Annotated in this window: 16 protein-coding genes; 12 read left to right on the forward strand and 4 right to left on the reverse strand. The window is 67.3% G+C overall.

The genetic code is table 11. The features are described from left to right. Nucleotides 1-249 precede the first annotated feature (249 nt). On the reverse strand, nucleotides 250-1,224 hold the full coding sequence (locus tag D578_RS0111060; RefSeq protein WP_018950006.1) for a lysylphosphatidylglycerol synthase transmembrane domain-containing protein: 975 nt from the start codon (nucleotides 1,222-1,224) through the stop codon (nucleotides 250-252). After that, nucleotides 1,221-2,099: a decaprenyl-phosphate phosphoribosyltransferase gene (locus D578_RS0111065; protein ID WP_018950007.1), complete on the reverse strand. Its 879-nt coding sequence runs from the start codon at nucleotides 2,097-2,099 to the stop codon at nucleotides 1,221-1,223. The genes D578_RS0111060 and D578_RS0111065 overlap by 4 nt, the downstream gene beginning before the upstream one ends. A gap of 124 nt (nucleotides 2,100-2,223) precedes the next feature. Here D578_RS0111065 and D578_RS0111070 point away from each other — a divergent pair, with 124 nt between their 5' ends. The 4 genes from D578_RS0111070 to D578_RS0111085 are packed head-to-tail and all read left to right on the forward strand — an operon-like array spanning nucleotide 2,224 to nucleotide 5,110. Further along, a complete protein-coding gene (locus D578_RS0111070; protein ID WP_018950008.1) occupies nucleotides 2,224-2,736 on the forward strand; it encodes a hypothetical protein in 513 nt (170 codons plus the stop codon). A 39-nt stretch (nucleotides 2,737-2,775) separates the two neighbouring features. Next, nucleotides 2,776-3,666, forward strand: a complete 891-nt coding sequence (locus tag D578_RS0111075; RefSeq protein ID WP_018950009.1) for an EamA family transporter — start codon at nucleotides 2,776-2,778, stop codon at nucleotides 3,664-3,666. A gap of 55 nt (nucleotides 3,667-3,721) precedes the next feature. Continuing rightward, the gene (locus D578_RS0111080) at nucleotides 3,722-4,111 is read left to right on the forward strand and encodes a hypothetical protein (protein ID WP_018950010.1); all 390 of its coding nucleotides are present in this window, start codon (nucleotides 3,722-3,724) and stop codon (nucleotides 4,109-4,111) included. Nucleotides 4,112-4,144: 33 nt separating this feature from the next. Beyond that, nucleotides 4,145-5,110, forward strand: a complete 966-nt coding sequence (locus tag D578_RS0111085; protein ID WP_018950011.1) for an arsenic resistance protein — start codon at nucleotides 4,145-4,147, stop codon at nucleotides 5,108-5,110. 231 nt (nucleotides 5,111-5,341) lie between these two features. Here D578_RS0111085 and fdxA read toward each other — a convergent pair whose 3' ends face one another. Both fdxA and mutS read right to left on the reverse strand, forming a co-directional pair. Next, nucleotides 5,342-5,665, reverse strand: coding sequence for a ferredoxin FdxA (fdxA, locus tag D578_RS0111090; RefSeq protein ID WP_018950012.1), 324 nt, complete (start codon nucleotides 5,663-5,665; stop codon nucleotides 5,342-5,344). A 239-nt stretch (nucleotides 5,666-5,904) separates the two neighbouring features. Then, a complete protein-coding gene (gene mutS / locus D578_RS0111095) occupies nucleotides 5,905-8,523 on the reverse strand; it encodes a DNA mismatch repair protein MutS (RefSeq protein WP_018950013.1) in 2,619 nt (872 codons plus the stop codon). A gap of 578 nt (nucleotides 8,524-9,101) precedes the next feature. Here mutS and D578_RS0111100 point away from each other — a divergent pair. The 8 genes from D578_RS0111100 (at nucleotide 9,102) to csrA (ending at nucleotide 20,874) form a co-directional block, all read left to right on the forward strand. After that, complete coding sequence (locus D578_RS0111100; RefSeq protein WP_018950014.1) at nucleotides 9,102-9,404, forward strand: PilZ domain-containing protein; 303 nt, start codon at nucleotides 9,102-9,104, stop codon at nucleotides 9,402-9,404. 7 nt (nucleotides 9,405-9,411) lie between these two features. After that, nucleotides 9,412-9,936: a CinA family protein gene (locus D578_RS0111105; RefSeq protein ID WP_018950015.1), complete on the forward strand. Its 525-nt coding sequence runs from the start codon at nucleotides 9,412-9,414 to the stop codon at nucleotides 9,934-9,936. A 678-nt stretch (nucleotides 9,937-10,614) separates the two neighbouring features. After that, nucleotides 10,615-13,941, forward strand: coding sequence for a mechanosensitive ion channel domain-containing protein (locus D578_RS0111110; protein ID WP_018950016.1), 3,327 nt, complete (start codon nucleotides 10,615-10,617; stop codon nucleotides 13,939-13,941). Between the two features lie 561 nt (nucleotides 13,942-14,502). Continuing rightward, nucleotides 14,503-15,549 carry a recombinase RecA gene (gene recA, locus D578_RS0111115; protein WP_018950017.1) on the forward strand — a complete coding sequence of 349 codons (1,047 nt, stop codon included), beginning with the start codon at nucleotides 14,503-14,505 and terminating at the stop codon, nucleotides 15,547-15,549. After that, nucleotides 15,524-16,003, forward strand: a complete 480-nt coding sequence (locus tag D578_RS0111120) for a regulatory protein RecX (RefSeq protein WP_018950018.1) — start codon at nucleotides 15,524-15,526, stop codon at nucleotides 16,001-16,003. Before recA ends, D578_RS0111120 begins: the two co-directional genes overlap by 26 nt. Before the next feature lie 402 nt (nucleotides 16,004-16,405). Further along, nucleotides 16,406-19,015, forward strand: coding sequence for an alanine--tRNA ligase (alaS, locus tag D578_RS0111125; protein WP_018950019.1), 2,610 nt, complete (start codon nucleotides 16,406-16,408; stop codon nucleotides 19,013-19,015). 291 nt (nucleotides 19,016-19,306) lie between these two features. Next, a complete protein-coding gene (locus D578_RS0111130) occupies nucleotides 19,307-20,551 on the forward strand; it encodes an aspartate kinase (RefSeq protein WP_018950020.1) in 1,245 nt (414 codons plus the stop codon). Between the two features lie 68 nt (nucleotides 20,552-20,619). Next, entirely contained in the window at nucleotides 20,620-20,874 is a 255-nt protein-coding gene (csrA, locus tag D578_RS0111135; RefSeq protein ID WP_018950021.1) for a carbon storage regulator CsrA, read from the forward strand. Nucleotides 20,875-20,900: the final 26 nt, after the last annotated feature.

Consider the following 20,900-nt stretch of genomic DNA (forward strand, 5'->3'; position numbering starts at 1 on the left):
CCACGCCTGGAACAGCTTTTGGAGATTGCCGCGGCCCCTGCGGGGCCTCGCAATGACCGGGGTGTGGATTGCCGGTTGCGCATGATGATGCCGGGATGGCACCAGGAGAACGTTGCGGCCCCTGCGGCTCTCTGGCTTCGAACCTGTAGGAGCCCGGCCCTCCGGGCGATTGGGGCATTGGTTGCACCCCATCGGCCAGGGGGCTGGACGCCTGCAGGGCTTCGCCGTGACGGGGTGAGAGCGAGAAGCCTATGCATGGTGCTGGTCCGCGAGTTCGTGGCCGCGGGCCTCGGGGTTGGTGCCCAGTGCGATCAGGCCGAGGATGACCGCGAACCACAGCGTGGTGAAGCGGATCAGCATGGTCGCCGCGACCGCGTCGGCCGGCGGTATGTCGGCCCATAGCAGCAGGGCGACCATCACGGCCTCGGTGCCGCCGAGCCCGCCCGGCAGGAAGCTCAGCGCGCCAGCCAGCATGGCCAGGGCGAAGACGAAGGCGGCAAAGGCGAAGCCGACTTCGAAGCCCATGGCATTCAGGATCCACCAGAAGGCCAGGGCCTCCGCACTCCAGGCGATTACGCTGAGCACGGTGGTCCCGGCCAGCAGGGCGGGCCGGTGGCAGCGCCGCGCCTGCAGCAGGACGGTGACCAGGTGGTGCAGGGTGCGCCACAGGCGCTGCCCCGGACGGTCGCTCAGGACTTGCAGCCAGGCCAGCGGCCGGCGCCAGGCGAGCACCACCAGCGCGGCCAGGATGCAGGCGGCGCCGATCAGGATCAGCCAGGTGCCCTGGGCCACCAGGGTCAGGCCGAGCATGGACAGCAGCACCACGGCGATCAGGTCGGACAGGCGCTCGGAGACGAATGCCGCGAAGCTGTCGGGGTAGGGCACATGGCGGCGCTTCAGCAGCACGCCGCGCAGGGCCTCGCCGGCCTTGCCGGGAGTGGTAGTCAGGGCAAAGCCGGCGACGTAGATGTGCAGGCTGGCGGCGGCCGGGACGGCATGCCCCAGGGTGCGCAGGTACAGCTGCCAGCGGGCAAAGCGCAGACTGTAGTTGACCAGCGAAAGCGCCAGGGCCAGCAGCAGGCCGCCGATGCCCACAAGCTTGAGGGCGCGCCAGACCTCGTCCGCCCCGGCCCACAGGGCGACCCCGAGATACAGTGCGACGGCCACGATGACCGAGAACATCACGGCGCGCAGGCGCCAGCCGGAGAGCCGTACCGCGCTCATGCGAGCACGGCGATGGTGACCCCCAGCCATACCGCGACGGTGGCCAGCAGGTGGGGGTCGGTGACCAGGTCGCGCGAGGTGTCGTTGCCGCCGCCGCGGGCGTGCAGCAGGAACAGGTAGCGGAAGATGCCGTAGATCACGAACGGCAGGGTGTAGATCAGCCCGTCGGTGCCATGCAGCGCGATGGTCTCGGCGCTGACGGTGTACAGGCCATAGGCGAGTACGGTGCAGGCGGCGCTGATGGAGATGAACTGGTCCAGCAGACTGACGCTGTAGTCGTCGAGTACGCGGCGTGGTCTTTCGGCGTTGCCGCGGCGTTCGATGGTGATGTCGGCCAGTTCCGCACGGCGCTTGGCGAAGCCGAGAAACAGCGTCAGCATCAGGCCACACAGCAGCAGCCACTGCGAGGGTTCGATGCCCAGGCCCAGGGTGCCGGCGAGGATGCGCAGCATGAAGCCGGCGGCGATGCTGAATACGTCGAGGATCACGACGTGCTTGAGCGACCAGGAGTAGGCCACGTTCAGCACCAGGTAGGTCAGGATCAGCGTGATGACCCAGGCGCTCACCAGCGCCCCGAGGACCAGCGCGATGACCGCCGCCGTTGCGAAGATCGCCCAGGCGGTGGGTATGCCGATGGCGCCGCTGGCGATGGGGCGGTCGCGCTTGGTCGGATGGTGGCGGTCGGCCTCGACGTCGACGATGTCGTTCAGCACGTACACCGCGCTGGCAATCGCGCAGAAGGCGAGGAAGGTGAGGCCGGCCGCCAGCACCGTGCCGGGCTCGCCCCACTCGTGCGCGAACACTACGCCGAGGAATACGAACCCGTTCTTGATGTACTGGTGCGGGCGCAGCAGTTTGATCAGCGAATACAGCATGCAGGCGTCGGCCGTTAAAGAAGGTGCAGTCTACTGACGCACTCGATGCGTTACCATCGGCGGCGCTGTCGCGCGCCCGTGCTGCGCGCGCCATCCCATGTTTCGATCTCCCAGGAGAACTGCCATGTCCCGTATTGCCCGATTCTTTCTTCCGGCCGTCCTTCTGGCCGCGGCCGGGCTTGTTGCCGGTTGCATGTCCGGAGGTGGCCCGGAACCCGAGTTCGCCGAAGGCAAACCCTTCCCCGAGCGCACCCTGAACGACCAGCACGGCGATGCGGTGGAGCTGCCGGGCAATGCCCGCGTGATCCTGAAGACCGTGGAGGCGGCGCCGGCCAATATCGCCAATGAGGTACTGGGCGAGATGAGCGCCGAGCAGCGCGACGCGCTGGGCATCGTCTATATCGCCGACATCCACGAGATGCCGGCGCAGCCGATGCAGAACGTGGTGCTGCCGCGGATGCAGGCGCGTGACTACTCCATCGTGGTGACCTCCAGCGAGGCCGATGCCGGCTTCCTGCCACATCAGCGCGAGCAGGTGACCGTGATCCTGCTGGACGCCGAGGGTGTCGTGACCGGGGTCGGCCATGCTGGTAGCGAAGAGGCCCTGAAGGACATGCTCGACGACGCGCACGAGTAAACCCGCGCATGATGGGTTCGAACCGCGGCAGGGTCTGAGATGGCCTTCTTTCTGGGCCTGCTGACGGCCCTGGGGTTTGGCGCCGGCGATTTCTTCGGCGGGCTGGCCTCGCGGCGCATCCCGGCGCTGGTGGTGGCCTGCTATTCCCAGATCCTCGCGACCGCGGCCCTGTTGGTGATCGCCCTTCCGCTGGCGGGGCTACCCGGGGCGCAGGCCCTGATGTGGGGCGGGGCCGCGGGGCTTGCTCTGGCGCTGGGCCTGCTGGCGTACTACCACGGCCTGGCCCAGGGTTCGATGGGGCTGGTCGCCGCGGTGACCGGGGTGATCTCGGCGCTGGTGCCGTTGCTGGTCGGACTCGCGCTGGGTGAACAGCCGGGGCTGCTGGCGTTGCTCGGGATCGCCGCGATCGTGATCGCGATCGGGATGATCTCTGGCGGTGCGCGCAAGGCGAGTCCGCGCAACCTGGATAAACCGGTCCGTGGCCTGATGGCGCTGGCCCGGGGGGAGCATCCGGTTCGCGGTCTGCTCGACGCGGCAATCGCGGGGGCCTGCTTCGGCCTGATATTCGTGTTCCTGAACGAGGCCGAGGCCGGCTCGCCGCTGTGGCCGGTGGTCGCGACCTCGGCAGTGGGTGCCTTGGCCCTTCTGGTGGTGATGCTGATCCGCCGTCCGCAGTTGGGGATGAGCCGCTCGACCCTGGTGTTGCTGTCGCTGGCCGGTCTGTTACAGGCGGCGGCCACCGTGGCCTTCGTGGTCGCGGTGCGCATGGGCCTGTTGTCGATCATCGCGGTGGCCGGGGCGCTGTCCCCGGCGCCGACGGCGCTGATGGCGCGATTGTTCCAGGCCGAGCGCATGTCACGGGTGCAACTGGCCGGGTTCTTCTTCGCCCTCGCCGGTATCCTGCTGATCGTGCTGGGCGGGCCCGGATAGGCATCGGGCGAGTCTGATAAGTTGGTGCCCTGATTCACTCCACAGGAGGTGCGAAGTGTCCGAAGATCCGAAACCGGAAGTTGTGCGCAGCGACGTGAGCGAGCCCACGCTCGGCCCGCGCAAGGAAAGCACCATGGTCACCGTGGTGTACGTGCTCTATCTGGTCAGCTTTCTGACCGTACTGACCGCCATCGCCGGTTTGATCCTCGCCTACATCAAGCGCGGCGAGGCCGATCACGTCAGCGTCTCCCACTTCACCTATCAGATCCGCACGTTCTGGATCGGGCTGTTGTTCGGCGTGATCGGGGCTATCACGACGCCCATTGGCATCGGGTTCGTGATCTTCCTGGCCCTGGTGATCTGGCTGCTGGTGCGCTGCATCAAGGGCCTGCTGGCCAACAACGACAACCGCGCCATCGAGCAGCCCGAAACCTGGCTCTGGTAAGCGCCTTGTGCCGTGCCCGAGCCGCGTTCGCGGATGCGTGAACGGCTGGAGCAGTATCAGGTACTGATCTACCTGGTGATGATCGGCCTGGGGCTCTTCCTCGGCCTGAATGCACCGGAGGCCAGCCAGTGGCTGGATGTCGTGCTCTGGCCGGTGCTGGGGCTGCTGCTGTACGCCACGTTCACGCAGACGCCGCTGATCCATCTGGGCGAGGCGTTCCGCGAACCGCGTTTTCTGGTGGCCGCGGTGATGGGCAACTTCGTGGTGATCCCGCCGCTGGTCTGGGCGATCCTCCAGGTGGCGCCGGGCGATCCGGCGATCCTGCTGGGTATTGCCCTGGTGCTGCTGGTGCCATGCACCGACTGGTTCATCACCTTTACCCATCTCGGCGGCGGCGATACCCGCCGGGCCATCGCCTTCTCCCCGATCTCGCTGCTCATGCAGCTGGCGCTGCTGCCGCTTTATCTGTGGCTGTTCTTCGGCGGCGAATTCACCCTGGCGCTGGCCGGCGAGGACGTGCTGAAGGCCTTTGCCGGCCTGATCCTGGTCCCGCTGATCCTGGCGTACTTGACCGAACGCTGGGCTGGCGACGACCCCGGCCGCGGACACCTGATCTCGGGCCTGGCCTGGCTGCCGGTCCCTTTGCTGGCCGTGGTGGTGTTCATCATCGCGGCCTCCCAGGTCAACACGGTACTGGACGGTGCCGGTGTGCTGTTGCCGCTGTTGCTAATCTTCGCCGGCTTCCTGGTGGTCGCGGCCCTGCTGGCGCGTGCGCTGGCCGGGATGTTCGGCCTGCCGGTGACCGAAGGGCGGGTGCTCGCCTTCAGCCTCGGGTCGCGCAACTCCTTCGTGGTCCTGCCCATCGCGCTCGCCCTGCCGCAGGGGCTGGAACTCGCCGTGGTCGTGGTGGTGTTCCAGTCCCTGGTCGAGCTGATCGGCATGGCCCTGTACCTGTGGTGGATTCCACGCCATTTGTTCCCCGATCGCCCTGCCGCCTGAGGCGGCGCTTCCGAGCCCCGCATCGCCGTCCCGCCTTTTGTATCGGGTCGATCACCAGACACGTGCAGGAGTGCCGTCCGCGGAGGTGGCCGCGTGTCGAGCACTTCCTGGGGAAGGGTGCGGTAGCGGGGCGGATGGGCCTCGTGCGGGGCCAGGGGCAGGCAAAGGGATCGTTCCCCAGGCGGTGCATCGCCCGGGGCTGACGGCTGACGGGTACCGGTTCGACCGGGGTCAGCGCTCCAGGTACTGCAATTTGTTCTCGACGCCATCCCATTCCTCGGCGTCCTCTGGCGGGTCCTTGCGCGCGGTGATCACCGGCCAGGTGCGGGCGAGTTCGGCGTTCAGCTCGATGAACTGGAGTTGGTCTTCGGGGACGTCATCTTCCGGCACGATGGCCTCGGCCGGACATTCCGGCTCGCACAGAGTGCAGTCGATGCATTCGTCGGGGTCGATGGCCAGGAAGTTCGGTCCTTCATGGAAGCAGTCGACCGGGCAGACCTCGACGCAATCGGTGTACTTGCACTTGATGCAGTTATCGAGAACGATGAAAGTCATGCTTTTCTCCCTTTAAATTCAGTCTGTTGACCGAGACTTTTGATGCCCGGTCATGGTCGCGGCGGTGCGTGTCCCTGGCCCTGCCGACAAGATATTGCAGCATTGTAACGCCACCACCGCGGGAGTCGTGAATCCCGGATCGCGCCGGCGTCATTGTGGCGGCGCGCCTACCGCAGCGAAACGCACCGCTCCCCCCGGTGGCCCGCGGTGTGATGCGATTCGCTCCGTGCGTCAGCATGTTACGGCGCTTCTCCGGGAGGGTGGTTTTCGCGCAAGGCGTCCTTCATGCGGTAGAGGGCCTCCAGGGCCTCGCGCGGGGACATGTCGTCCGGGTCCAGGGTGTCGAACAGGGCCTTCAGGGCGCGTGCCTCCGGTTCGTACGATTCGGGCTCGGGTGCGGCCACGTCTGCTGGGGCGGGTTTGGGCGTGAACAGCCCCAGTTGCGGTGAGTCGCTCTCGGCGGCGCGGTCCTCCAGCTCGCGCAGGTGCTGGCGTGCGAGCTTCAGGACATCGGCCGGTACCCCGGCCAGTTGCGCTACCTGCAGGCCGTAACTCTGGTTGGCCGGGCCCTCGCGGACCTGGTGCAGGAACACGATGCTGTGTTCGTGCTCCATGGCATCCGTGTGCACGTTGGCGACCGCGGGCTCGCGCTCGGCCAGCGCCGTCAGCTCGAAGTAATGGGTGGCGAACAGGGTCAGGGCCCGATTGTGGCGTGCCAGGCGTTCGGCGCAGGCCAGGGCCAGGGCGAGGCCGTCGAAGGTGCTGGTGCCGCGGCCGATCTCGTCCATCAGCACCAGGCTCTCGGGGCCCGCGTTGTGCAGGATGTTGGCGGCCTCGGTCATCTCCACCATGAAGGTGGAGCGCCCGGAGGTCAGGTCGTCGGAGGCCCCGATGCGGGTGAAGATGCGGTCCACCGGGCCGATCTGCGCGCGCGTCGCCGGGACGAAGCTGCCCATGCAGGCCAGCAGCACGATCAGTGCGGTCTGACGCATGTATGTGGACTTGCCGCCCATGTTCGGGCCGGTGATCACCAGCAGCCGGCGCTCCTCCGGATCCAGCTCGGTGTCGTTGGCGACGAACGGGGTATCCAGGCCGGCTTCCACGACCGGGTGGCGGCCCTGTTCGATACGGATGCCGGGTGCGTCGACCAGTTCCGGGCAGCGCCAGTCCAGGCGCTGCGCGCGTTCGGTCAGGCAGGCCAGGGCATCCAGCTCGGCCAGTGCGTCCGCGATGGCGCGCAGGCGCGGGGCGCGATCCTGGAGCTCGGTGATGAGGCCGTCGAACAGCGCGCGTTCGCGGGCCATGGCCTGCTCGCGGGCGGAGAGGATCTCGTCCTCGAAGCGCTTGAGTTCCTCGGTGGTGTAGCGTTCCGCGTTCTTCAGGGTCTGGCGGCGCATGAAGCGCCCGGGCAGCTCGGCCGAGCGCGTGCGCGAGACCTCGATGTAGTAGCCGTGCACGCGGTTGTAGGCGACCTTGAGCGTGGGGATGCCGGTGGCCTCGCGCTCGCGCGCCTCGATCTCGCGCAGGAACGAGTCGGCATCGTTCTCCAGTGTGCGCAGCCGATCCAGCTCGGCATCGAAGCCGGCGCGGATCATGCCGCCGTCGGTGACGCGCAACGGCGGTTCCTCGACCAGCGCGGCGGCCAGGGTCGCGCTCAGATCGTTCTCCGGGGCCAGGGACTCGTGCAGGGCCTGCAAGGACCCGCCGGTCTCTGCCAGCGGGGTCAGGGCCTGGTGCAGGGGCGGCAGGCGTTCGAGGCTCGCGAGCAGGGCGGTCAGGTCGCGTGGCCGGGCGCTGCCGAGCACGATGCGCGAGAGGATGCGTTCGACATCCGCGCTGCCGGCGAGGGACTCGCGCAAGGGTGCGGTTGCCCCCGACTCCAGGAGTCCGGTGATCGCGGTCTGGCGCTCGCGGATGATTGCGCGCTCGCGCAGCGGCTGATGCAGCCACTGCAGCAGTCGGCGCGAGCCCATCGCCGAGCGCGTGGTGTCCAGCAGGGCCAGCAGCGATCCGTGGCGTTCGCCGCCGAGGGTGCGGGTCAGTTCCAGGTTACGGCGGGTGGCCGGGTCCAGCACCAGCATCTGGCTACGCAGCTCGTGCGCCAGGCCGGTGATGTGCGCAAGGTCGCCCCGATGGCGGTTCTGCACGTAGGCAAGCAGGGCCCCGGCCGCGGCGACCCCGAGATCCAGGCCCTCGCAGCCGAAGCCGGAGAGATCGCGGGTACCGAAGTGGGTGGTCAGGACCCGGCGGGCGGAGACGCCGTCGAAGTGCCAGTCGGCGTGGTGTTGCGGGGCGAAGCCCTCGATCCCGGGGATGGGTGCGGCCTGATCCGGGATCAGGCATTCCACTGGATCCAGCCGCGCCAGCTCGGCGGCCAGCTCGGTCGCGTCGCGCACCTCCAGCAGGCGGAACTGGCCGCTGGCGAACTCCAGGCTGGCGATCCCGAAGCCCTCCTTGCGGCCCTTGATGGCGGCCGAGCCGGCCGGGCAGACGGCGACCATCCGGTTGATGCTGCGGGCATCCAGCAGGGCCTCCTCGGTGACCGTGCCGGGGGTGACGATGCGCACAACCTCGCGCTTGACCGGGCCCTTCTGTGCACCCACCGCGCTGGTCTGCTCGCAGATGGCGACGCTCTCGCCCAGCTTCAGCAGGCGCGCGAGATAGCTCTCCAGGGTGTGCACCGGGATGCCGGCCATGGGGATGGGTTGTCCGGCCGATTCGCCGCGCCGGGTCAGGGTGATGTCGAGCAGCCCCGCGGCGCGCTCGGCGTCGTCATGGAACAGCTCGTAGAAATCGCCCATGCGGTAGAGCAGCAGCGTGTCGGGGTACTCGGCCTTGATACCGAGGTACTGCTGCATCATCGGGGTGTGTGCGGAAAGGTCTGTATTGTCAGTCACTTGTGAGCGGCTGTCCAAAAAATCGGGGTTTGCAATTAGACATTTGTCTAATACTCGGGGGTTTGGCGCGCACGGTATCACGCGCGCGGATGTATCGGTGGGCAACCCCTCGTGCCCCCCGTGCGGGCTCCATACCCCAACGAAAAACGCCCCGGCCTCTCAGGGGGAGAAGGCACGGGGCGCCGAGCACACAGGGGGGTGGTGCTCTTCAGTCACGCTATCCGGCGCACATCAGGACCGCAAGCAGGCCAACTAACGTTCCACACCCCTGCTTATAACGCCCTCGTAACGCCCTCGAGTAGCGGGGTAGACATTCGCGCGGCTGGCATCGTTGTGTGGTGCGGTCTGCCGCCGATTTGCCCGGCTAATGCTGCATCTCATCGGAGTATGGGCGGCGGTGCTCATCGGTCCGGCGGCGCTCGATCCGGGCAAACGCGCAGTATACGGATGCAGCGCCCGACGTGGCAGGTGGGGCACGTGCGGGAGTTGTGCCACACTCGGGTTAGCGCAAGCGACGCGATGTCAGGCAGGAGGCGAGCATGATCGGGGAAGAGGATCGGCGCGATCACCGGCGGATGCAGGTCAGCACGGCGGCGCGTGTCACCTGGCGCTCCAGTGGCGAGTCCATCAGTGTGCAGCTGGAGGACCTCTCCGCCATGGGTTGCGCCTTCGTGGCACAGCGCGAGACCGATGCCGGTGTGGGCATGACGGTCTCGGTGCCGAGCCCGGACGGTCGCCTGGAGGGCCTGGAGCGCCACGGCCGCGTGGTGCGCTGCGCCCCCGTCGAGGGCGCATCCGGCAACGGCTGGCGGGTTGCGGTCGCCTTCGATCCGGAGGGATGATCGCGCCATGACGGCAGAATCGAGCACCACCCTCCTGACGCTGCGCGAGTCCGACACCCCCAGCCTGTCGGCCCTGGTTTATGACCTGGGCGAACGTCTGATGGCGAAGGGCGAACGTCTGTGCACCGTGGAATCCTGCACCGGCGGCGGCATCGCCCAGGCGATGACGGATATCCCGGGTAGCTCGCAGTGGTTTGAATGCGGCTGGGTGGCGTACTCCAACGCCGCCAAGACCGGGATGGTCGGTGTCCCGGCCGAACTGATCGAGGAACACGGCGCCGTCAGCGAGGCGGTGGCTCGCGCGATGGTCGAGGGCGGGCTGGCCCGCAGCGGTGCGGATCACGCGCTCTCGGTCACAGGAATCGCCGGGCCCGGCGGCGGGACCGATGCCAAGCCGGTCGGCACGGTCTGCTTCGGCTGGCAACAGCGAGGCCAGGATGCCCGTGTCGAGACCTGCCATTTCGATGGCGAACGCCACGAGGTCCGCCTGCAGTCCATGCTGCATGCCCTGAGCGAACTGCTGGGGCACTAGGTGTGATCTCTCTATAGGTTGTCCACGGGGCCATGCCGGCCCGGGAACCTCGAGTCGACGGCCGCGCCTGGAATCTCGTGGGCGCGCGTGCCCCTCCCATGAAAACGCCCCGGCCTCTGGAGGCACGGGGCGTCGAGGACACAGGGGAGGAGGTGCTCGCGGGAAACGCTATTCGTCCCCTTTGGCCCCCGTAAGCCAACTGGCTCACAGACCCCGAATTTCGCCCTGAACCCCGCGCTGGAACGTGTGCGGGGCCGCGACTGTGTGGGCCGCGTTCGGGGCGGGGGGCGATTCCGCGGGTGTGCGCCAGCGTCCGTTCCGCGGCGTCAGGGTTGGACGGCCGCCGGGGTGGCGTTCCGGGATAGAGCTCCGGGATAAAGCGACGGGATTAACGGAGTCACAGAACCGGGCAGGCGAACCGGAGCTATGCGGTATACGGTATATGTTGTGCATACGAAGGTCGTATGCCCCGGACCGCGCGGAGTATGCCGTGCGGGGCGGGATCGCAAGTCGACGGCGGGCGGGTTCGCGGACAGGTAGACCATGAGAAGGAACGACGGGTGCAACAAGTGCCGCCGGACGTGGCGGCTCGCGTTCCTTGGGATCGCCCTGCTGCCGTGGCTGGTGGCCGGTCCGCTGGCTGGGGCAGACGAGGATTCGGAGCCATCCTCGCCGGTGATGGTAAGCCCGGCGGAAGTGACGGCCCTGGAGGTCGACCTGGCCGCTTTCCGTGAGCGCCTGCCCAGGTTGCTGGGGGCAGTGGACACGCAGCCGGCGGAGGAGTGGCTGGAGGCCAGTCCGCTGGATGAGCTTGAGGCGCGCAGCGGCGACGAGGAGCGGGCGGACGCAGAACGGGCGCTGTGGGACCAGGCCCGCGAGCACGAGCAGGCGGGTGTCGAGCGGGTGCGCGGAGCGCTGGACCGTGCGACCACCGCCCGGGAGGTGCCGGAACGCCTGGGCGAGTTGGAACAGGGCCTGGACGGGATCGGGGCATTCCCGCCCGGGCTGGGCGAGGAGGTCTCGATCCGCCGGCTCGAGGATGCACTGGAACGGGTGGCGCGCGACCGCGAGCGACTGGAAGCGGAGCTCGATGACCAGCGCATCCGGCACGCGCAACTGGAAGAGCAGGCAGAGGTTCAGGCGGAGACCCTGGAGCAACTGCGCCGGGAGCGTCAGGAGCTGGAGGACGGGCCACAGCCGCTGCCCGAGGAGGTCGAATGGACGGAAGCGCACGCGGCCGTGCAAGAGGCCCGGGGGCGCCAGGCGGATGCCCGCCTGGTTGCGGCGCAGCTGGATGCCGATTCGCTGCCGCCGCGCATGCAGGCGCTGGGCCTGCTGATCCGCGGCCTGGAGCTGGAGGAGCGGTGGCAGCGCGTCCTGCAGAGTCGGCTGGAGGTCCGGTTGACCGAGCTGTCCAGCGAGGAATTGCAGGAACTGCGTTCGGAGTTGCGGACCCTGCTGGAGCGTCAGCCGGAAGCACGGCGGCACTATGAGGAAGAAATCGAGGAACTGCATGCGGCCTTCGACCGCATTGCGGAGGCCCGGGCACAGACCCGCACCCTGCAGCATGAGCGTGATCGGCTGGTCCGGGTTGAACGGGAACTGGCGCAATCCCTGTCCCATGTCCACGAGCGCCTGGAGATCAGTGGCCTGACCGAGGCGTTGGGCGGGGTTTTCCTGGAGGAGCAGCGACGCCTGCACGATCTTGACCAGGTCCGCTTCCAACTGCGTGATCTGGAGCGAGAACTGGCGCAGTCGCAGTTGCGGACCATCAGTCTGCGCGAGCGTCTGGCTGCGCTGCCGGCGGACCCGGTGGCGGAGTGGGAACCCCCAGCACGTGCCGCCTTGCGCGAGCTTCGCCGCCAGACACTGAATGCGGAGCTGCAGTCCGAGGAGGCGCGGACCGAACAGCTGCGCCAGGCCGACCTGCGTCTGCGGGCGGTCGTCGAGCTGGTGGCGGAACTCGACCGTATCCTGCGAGAAGCGCTGCTCTGGTGGCCGAGTCATTCCCCGGTCGGGGTCGCGTGGATCGAGCGGGTGCCGGCCGCGACCCTTGCCCTGCTTGACCCCGAGGCCTGGGCGGAGCTGCAGGAGACATTCCTGCGCGAGACGTTGCACCGGCCATGGTTCATCGGCTTCATGCTGCTGGTGGCGGGACTGCTCTATTTTGCCGGGCGCAATATCCACCGTCACCTGGAGCGCCTCGCCGAACTGACCCGTCACCGCTACACGGACAGTCTCGGGATCACCGTCAGGGCCCTGGGGTGGAGTCTGCTGCGTGTCCTGCCCGTCCCATTTCTGCTGTTGTCTCTCGCATTCCAGCTGCATGCGGTCCCGGACCCGGGCTTTGCGGTGGAGGTGCTGTCCCTGGCGCTGGTCACGGTTTCGGTGTGGTGGCTGGCGGGGCATCTCCTGCTTCTCTTTATCAGCCGCCATGGGGTCGGGGCCGCGCATTTCGGCTGGCCCGAGCCATGGCTGACTCGCCTTTATCGTCATCTGCACTGGTTTCTGCCGGTGCAGACCCTGCTGTTCCTGTTCGTGGCACTGACCTTCGGGCACCCGAGCGACGCGGTGTTCGACCTTTATGGCCGTCTGGCACTCCTGGCGGTCATTCTGAACTTTGGTCTGGTGGCCTGGCTGCTACTGGTTCCGGTCCCGGACGCCTCGGGAGACGGCACGCTGGATGATCGCGGCCGCCGGCTGCTGCTGCTGCGGGGGATCCTGATCCTGGCGGTGGTGGGTCTGGTCACCCTCACCCTGGCCGGTTATCTGTACACCGTGGCCGAGCTTCTGCGGCACCTGGTCGGGACGGTCCTGGTACTGATTGTCGTCGGTCTTGGCTACAGCCTGGCGGCCCGGTGGCTGGTCCTGGGCGAGATGCGGCTGGCGCTGCTCCGGGTCCGTGAACGGCGCGAGCTGGAAGCGGTCACCGAGGGCGGCAGCGGCGGCGAGGCCGGGCTGGATGCCCCCGAACCGCGGCTGAGCATGGAGGATGTGAACCTGCAAAGCCGCACCCTGCTGCGGGTGGCGGCGCTGGGCGGCATGGTGGTGGGGCTGTTGTGGGTGTGGGCGGACATCCTGCCGGCCCTGGCCTGGCTGGACGGGATCACGCTGTGGTCGCGCACGATCGAGATCGGCGAGAGCGAAATCCTCACCAGCGTGTCCCTCCAGGATCTGTTGCTGGCCGCGTTTCTGGGGGTGCTGTTTCTGTTGTCCGCGCGCAACTTGCCGGGGCTGGTGGAGATCCTCCTTTCGCGCAGCACGAAGATGGATGCGCCCGGGCGCTACACGTTCACCATGCTCTTGCGCTACTTCCTGGCCGTGGTGGCGGTCATCGTCGTGTTTTCGCTCCTGGGCCTGCGCTGGAGCGAAATCCAGTGGCTGGTGGCGGCGCTGACCATCGGTCTGGGTTTCGGGCTGCAGGAGGTCGTGGCCAACTTCGTTGCCGGCCTGATCGTGCTGCTGGAGCGCCCGGTCCGGGTGGGCGATACCATCACCGTCGGCGAATACAGCGGGACGGTATCGAAGATCCGGGGCCGGGCTACCACGATCGTCGACTGGGATAACCGGGAGATCGTGGTTCCCAACAAGATGTTCATCTCGGACCACCTGATCAACTGGACCCTGAGCGACACGACCACGCGGCTGGTGATCCCCGTGGGGGTGAGCTATGAGTCCGATGTCGATCTCGTCCGGGAGACCCTCCTGGAGGTTGCCCACGACGACCCGCACGTCCTGGAGGATCCCGAATCGGTGGTGTATTTCCTCCGATTCGGGGACACCGCGCTGAATTTCGAACTCCGGGTGTTCGTCTGTCAGATGGCGGACCGGCTGGTCACACTGAGTGAACTCCACACCGCAATCATCAAGCGCTTCCGTGAACTGGGTATCAAGATCGCCTTTCCGCAGATGGACGTCCGTCTGCACGACGACGGAACGCGACGGCGCAGCTCCGCGTCCCCTTCGGTGGGTCGCGACGAACCCGGGGACCCCACCGATCGGTGACGGGTGCCCGGTTCGTCGGCCCGGGGCGGTGACCCGGGCAAACCCAAGCGTCCCGCCTCCCGGCCAGGCTGCTTGCCTCCAGTGCCGCGCGCTTTAAGGAGACGCTGATTTAATCGCGCGCTCGCGCTCGAGTCGCTTTTGCGTGCGAACAAGGCGCGGCGACTGCCGTGCAGTCATTCTGCACAAGGGAGCCGCAACGCCGTGCGCGCGCCCGTTTTCGTCAACAACGGGCGGCCGAGCCCGCTCTTTCAATCACTTGTCGGGTTGGTGCCCCCCCCCATTTCAATGAGAATGGCCCGATCCTGCGTTGCGCCGCTTGCGGGTAGAACCACTACCCGCTGCACGACGCGCCTGGTCTCGGGAAACAGGGGGCACCAACGCGAGCGTGCGATTAAATCAGCGTCTCCTTAAGCGGGGCGGCGTGTGTTTTTTGCAAGTCCTTTGTCCCTGCACGATCACGGGTTGGGTCACTCCCCGCCCTGTGGGATACTGCGGCCCCGTATCCGCCCCGTCTTGGGCAACGGGTCGGAAACCATCGCAGCAAGTATCGGGAGGCATACCGTGGACGACAATCGCAAGAAGGCCCTGACCGCCGCACTTGGGCAGATCGAACGCCAATTCGGCAAGGGCGCGGTCATGCGCATGGGCGATCAGGAGGCGGTGGACATCCCCGCGATCTCCACGGGCTCCCTGGCACTGGATATCGCGCTCGGCATCGGCGGTGTGCCGCGCGGGCGCGTGGTCGAGATCTACGGGCCGGAGTCCTCGGGCAAGACGACCCTGACCCTGCAGGTGATCGCCGAGGCGCAAAAGGCCGGCGGTACTGCCGCGTTTGTCGACGCCGAACACGCACTGGACCCGACCTACGCCGAGAAGCTGGGCGTGAACGTGGACGACCTGCTGGTCTCGCAGCCGGATACCGGCGAGCAGGCCCTGGAGATCTCCGACATGCTGGTGCGTTCCGGCGCGATCGACGTCGTGGTCGTCGACTCCGTGGCCGCGCTCACGCCCAAGGCCGAGATCGAGGGCGAGATGGGCGACTCCCACGTTGGCCTGCAGGCGCGCCTGATGTCGCAGGCCCTGCGCAAGCTGACCGCCAACATCAAGCGCTCCAACACGCTGGTTATCTTCATCAACCAGATCCGCATGAAGATCGGCGTGATGTTCGGCAGCCCCGAGACCACCACCGGCGGCAACGCCCTCAAGTTCTACGCCTCGGTGCGCATGGACATCCGCCGCATCGGCGCGATCAAGAAGGGCGACGAGGTTATCGGCAACGAGACCCGCGTGAAGGTGGTGAAGAACAAGATGGCACCCCCGTTCCGGGAGGCGTATTTCGAGATCCTCTACGGCGAGGGGATCTCCCGCGTCGGCGAGATCATCGAGATGGGCGTGAAGGAAGGCCTGATTGACAAGGCCGGCGCCTGGTACAGCTACAACGGCGAGCGCATCGGCCAGGGCAAGGAAAACGCCCGGCAATACCTGAAAGACAATCCGCACATCTCCGAGGAAGTCGAAAAAATCCTGCGCGAACGCCTGCTGCCCAAGCGCAAAAAGGCCACGGCAGAGGACGTGCCGGTCGATGCCCCGGTCGAGGAGCAAGGCTGACCCGGCCGACCCCGAGGCGGCGCTTGAGGCGGGCCTGCGGTTGCTGATTCGGCGCGAACACTCCGGCCGGGAGCTTGCCCGCAAGCTCGGTGAGCGCGGCTTCGAACGGGATGCGGTGGACGCCGCGCTGGAACGCGCGCGCCAGCTCGACTACCTGAGCGATACCCGTTACGCGGACTTCATGGCCCGCCACCGCACCGAGCAGGGTTACGGCGAACAGCGCATCCGCGCCGAACTTGCCCACAACGGCATCGGCAACGACACCGTCAACGCCGCCATCGACGCCCTGGAGATCGACTGGATCGACCAGGCCCGTGGCCAGCTCGAACGCCACTTCCGCCATCCCCCCGAGACCCGCGAGGACGAGGCCCGCTACCTTCGCCACCTCGCGGGCCGCGGCTTCCCCGGCGGTGTCGCTCACCAGGCCCTCGCCACCTGGAAGGACGAGTCCTGACCGATTGCTTCGCTGCGCTCGCAATGACGTTCTATTTACCCCGCCATTGCGAGCGCAGCGAGTAATCTCCTGACGCAGCCACGCGAGTCGGATCTCAAGCAATTCCGGGACGATTGCCGCGGCGCCTCGCAATGACGTGCCTTCTACCCCGTCATCGCGAGTGGCATCGCGACGAAGCACAAAAGCGGCGAAGCAGCGTTGAACGGCCGCAGGCCGGCCCGAAGGGCGAGCGAAGCGAGTAATCGCCCAACGGGACCACCGGCTCCGGCGGCCGAGCAACCCCCCCCCCTCAACCGGCGGGTGTCCCCGCGAAGGTATGGCCCGAAAATGGGCCCGGCAATACGCGGGTGGAGCGCTTGCGTGATAGCATTCCGGGCTTGACCCCATTGCTATCGGAACCGCATGAAAAGCGCCGACATTCGCCGGAGTTTCCTCGAATTCTTTGAAGGCCATGGCCATGCCATCGTGCCTTCCAGCCCGCTGGTGCCCGGCAACGACCCCACGTTGCTGTTTACCAATGCGGGCATGGTGCAGTTCAAGGATGTGTTCCTCGGGCGCGAGAAGCGCCCGTACACCCGGGCCGTGTCCAGCCAGCGCTGCGTGCGCGCCGGCGGCAAGCACAACGACCTCGAGAACGTCGGCTACACCGCCCGGCACCACACCTTCTTCGAGATGCTGGGCAACTTCAGCTTCGGCGACTACTTCAAGCGCGACGCGATCCACTACTGCTGGCAGTTCCTGACCGACACCATCGGCCTGACGCCGGAGAAGTTGTGGGTCACGGTCTACGAGACCGACGAAGACGCCTACAAGGTCTGGGCCGACGAGATCAAGGTCCCGGCCGAGCGCATCATCCGCATCGGCGACGCCCCTGACGGCAGTTCCGACAACTTCTGGCAGATGGGCGAGACCGGCCCCTGCGGCCCCTGTACCGAGGTCTTCTATGACCACGGTCCGGAAGTGGAAGGCGGCCCGCCCGGTTCCCCGGACGAGGACGGCGATCGGTACATCGAGATCTGGAACCTGGTGTTCATGCAGTACGACCGCGACGCGGACGGCACGCTGAACCCGCTGCCGCGTCCGTCGGTGGATACCGGCATGGGCCTGGAACGTCTGGCCGCCGTGCTGCAGGGCGTGCACTCGAACTACGAAATCGACCTGTTCCAGGACCTGATCGCGGCCGCGGCGCGCGTGACCGGGGCGACGGAGAAGGATTCCGCCTCGCTGCGCGTGATCGCGGACCACATCCGCTCCATCGCCTTCCTGATCACCGACGGCGTGCTGCCGTCGAACGAGGGGCGTGGCTACGTGCTGCGCCGCATCATCCGCCGCGCCGCCCGCCACGGCTTCAAGGTCGGCGCCCAGGATGCCTTCCTCTATCAGACGGTGGGCGATCTGGTGCGCGTGATGGGCGAGGCCTTCCCGGAGCTGGCCGAGGCGCAGGCCCAGGTCGAGAAGGTCCTGGAGAAGGAAGAGCGCAAGTTCCTGGAGACCCTGGACAAGGGCATGAAGATCCTGGAAGAGGACCTGCGTGATCTCGAGGGCAAGGTGATCCCCGGCGAGACCATCTTCCTGCTCTACGACACCTACGGCTTCCCGGTGGACCTGACCGGCGACATCGCGCGCGAGCGCGAGCTGGAGCTGGACATGGAGGGCTTCGAGTCCGCCATGGCCGGCCAGCGTGCACGGGCTCGTGCGGCCAGCCACTTTTCCATGGACGACGGCGGCCTGCCGCAGGTCGATGTCGCGACCGAGTTTTCCGGGTACGAGACCGTGGACGACGAGGGCCGTGTGCTCGCGCTGTACCAGAATGGCGAGGCCGTCGATCGCCTGGAGGTCGGCGCCGAGGGGCTGGTGGTCCTGGACCGTACGCCGTTCTATGGCGAGTCCGGCGGTCAGGTGGGCGATGTTGGGACGCTCAGCGGTTCCGGCGTGCGCTTTCAGGTCTCCGACACCCGCAAGCAGGGCGCGGCGCATATCCACGTGGGCCAGGTACGCGCCGGCACACTGGAGCGCGGGCAGACGCTGCAGGGCGCGGTAGAAGGCCCGCGCCGCGAGAACATCCGCCGGCACCACTCGGCTACCCACCTGCTGCACAAGGCCCTGCGCGATCAGCTGGGCGATCACGTGCAGCAGAAAGGCTCGCTGGTGGACCCGGACCGGCTGCGCTTCGACTTTACTCACATGGAGCCGCTGACCGACGAACAGCTTCGCTCCATCGAGGCCCAGGTGAACGCGGAGATCCTGGCCAACGAGGCTACCGATACGGATGTCATGGACATCGAGTCCGCGATGGAGTCCGGTGCGGTGGCGCTGTTCGGCGAGAAGTACGGTGACCGTGTGCGTGTACTGAAGATCGGCTCCTCGGTGGAGCTGTGCGGCGGCACGCATGTGCACCGCACTGGCGACATCGGGTTGTTCCGCATCACCGCCGAGGGCGGCGTGGCCGCCGGCATCCGCCGTATCGAGGCGGTCGCCGGCGAGGTCGCCCTGCGCTGGGTGGACGAGCAGATCGGCCACCTGGATGCGATCGCCGATCGCCTGCGCGCCGGGCGCGGTGAGGCGGCCGACAAGGTCGGCCAGCTGCAGGAACGTACCCGCGAGCTGGAGAAGCAGGTCACCCAGCTCAAGGGCAAACTGGCCAGCCAGGCCGGCGACGACCTCGGCTCCCAGGCCAAGGATGTCGATGGCATCCAGGTTCTGGCTGCCAAGGTCGAGGGCGTGGAGCCCAAGGCCCTGCGCGACATGGTCGACCAGCTCAAGCAGAAGCTGGGCAAGGCGGTGGTGGTGCTGGGGACTGCGACCGGCGAGGGCAAGGTGAGCCTGGTGGCCGGCGTGACCAAGGCCGAGACCGGCCAGTTCAAGGCCGGCGATCTGGTGGGCCATGTTGCTACGCAGGTCGACGGCAAGGGCGGCGGCCGCCCGGACATGGCGATGGCGGGCGGGCAGAGCCCAGACAAGCTGGACGCGGCCCTGGCGTCGGTGGAGGCCTGGGTGCGCGAACGCGCCTGACCGCCCGGTATCGTCCGATCCCCGTCATGGCGAGGCGCGTAGCGCCGTGGCGATCTCCGGGGGTAGCCCCGGTGCGGGAGGGTTCGGCGGGATCCGGTGGTTTCGGATGGAGGTTGCCGGGCCCCGTCGGGGCCTTGCAATGACGGGGCCCTGCGCGGGGTTTGCCGGCGCGGCGGGCTTTAATGCGGCGGCTAGTTAGTGTTTAATGCCCGCTTCTTAAGTAAACGCTAATGGATGGGGTGCGCCCTGTCCGGACGGTCGCAAGGGCCGGGCACGGAACGGAATCTTGAAATGGCGTTGCTGGTACTCAAATTTGGCGGCACCTCGGTGGGCTCGCCCGAACGCATCCAGGCGGTGGCGGAACGCGCGCTGAAGCTGCGCGAGGAAGGCCATCAGCTGGTGATCGTGGTCTCCGCGATGAGCGGCGAGACCGATCGCCTGTTGGGCCTGGCGCACGCACTGAACCCGCGCGCCGACGGTCGCGAACTGGATGTGCTGCTTTCCACCGGGGAGCAGGTCACCATCGCGCTGCTGTCGATGGCGCTGGAGGCGCGGGGCTGCGATGCGCGTTCCTATACCGGGGCGCAGGTGACGATCCGCACCGACAGCGCGCACAACAAGGCGCGCATCCGCAGCATCGACGATGCCCGGGTGCGCGGCGATCTCGACGCCGGGCGCGTGGTGGTCGTGGCGGGCTTCCAGGGCGTGGACGAGGACGGCGCGATCACAACCCTGGGCCGGGGCGGATCCGATACCACCGCGGTGGCGCTGGCCGCGGCGCTGAAGGCCGACGAGTGCCGCATCTACACCGATGTCGACGGCGTCTACACCACCGACCCGCGGTTGGTGCCGCATGCCCGCCGGTTGCAGAGCATCACCTTCGAGGAGATGCTGGAGATGGCCAGCCTGGGCTCCAAGGTGCTGCAGATCCGCGCGGTGGAATTTGCTGGCAAGTACAACGTCCCTTTACGAGTGCTGTCCTCGTTCGAGGAAGGCCCGGGAACCCTGATTACCACGGAGGAGGATGCGCAAGTGGAACAGGCGCTGGTTGCGGGTATCGCGTTCAATCAGAACGAGGCCCAGCTGACGGTTCAGGGCGTCCCCGATCAGCCGGGGGTCGCGCATCGCATCCTTGGCCCGATCGCGGACGCCAATATCGAGGTGGACATGATCGTGCAGAACGTCGGGGCGGATAACTCCACCGACTTCACGTTCACCGTCCATCGCAATGACTACGATAAGGCCCTGGAGATCCTGCAGGCGGCCGCGAAGGCGCTGAGCGCCCGCGAGGTTTCCGGCGATACGCACATCGTGAAGATCTCGGTGGTCGGGGTCGGCATGCGTTCGCATGCGGGCATCGCCAGCAAGATGTTCGAGGCCCTGTCGCGCGAAACCATCAACATCCGGATGATCTCGACCTCGGAGATCAAGATCTCCGTGGTCGTAGATGAGAAGTACCTCGAACTTGCAGTACGTGCATTGCACGATGCGTTTGAACTCGAACAGACTCCCGCCGGTCAACAGGAGGACGGTTAAGGATGACAGACCGTAAAACGGTTACCGGACGACCGACTCCGTCCGACACAGGCACTGCGGAGAAGAGCATGCTCATTCTGACTCGACGTGTGGGCGAGACCCTCATGATTGGCGAGGATGTGTCCGTCACCGTCCTCGGGGTCAAGGGCAATCAGGTCCGCATCGGCATCAACGCACCCCAGGACGTCGCGGTCCACCGGGAGGAGATCTTCCAGCGCATCCAGCGCGAAGCGAACCTCGCCAGCGGTGAAGATGGCGGCGACGCGGGCTCCGGTGGTGAATCCGGGGCCGGGGGCGTCGCCGCAGGCGCACGCGACGACTGAACCTCCCGTAAGGAAGGTGAAAGGCC

The sequence above is a fragment of the Thioalkalivibrio sp. ALMg11 genome (assembly GCF_000377905.1).
Lineage (GTDB): Bacteria > Pseudomonadota > Gammaproteobacteria > Ectothiorhodospirales > Ectothiorhodospiraceae > Thioalkalivibrio.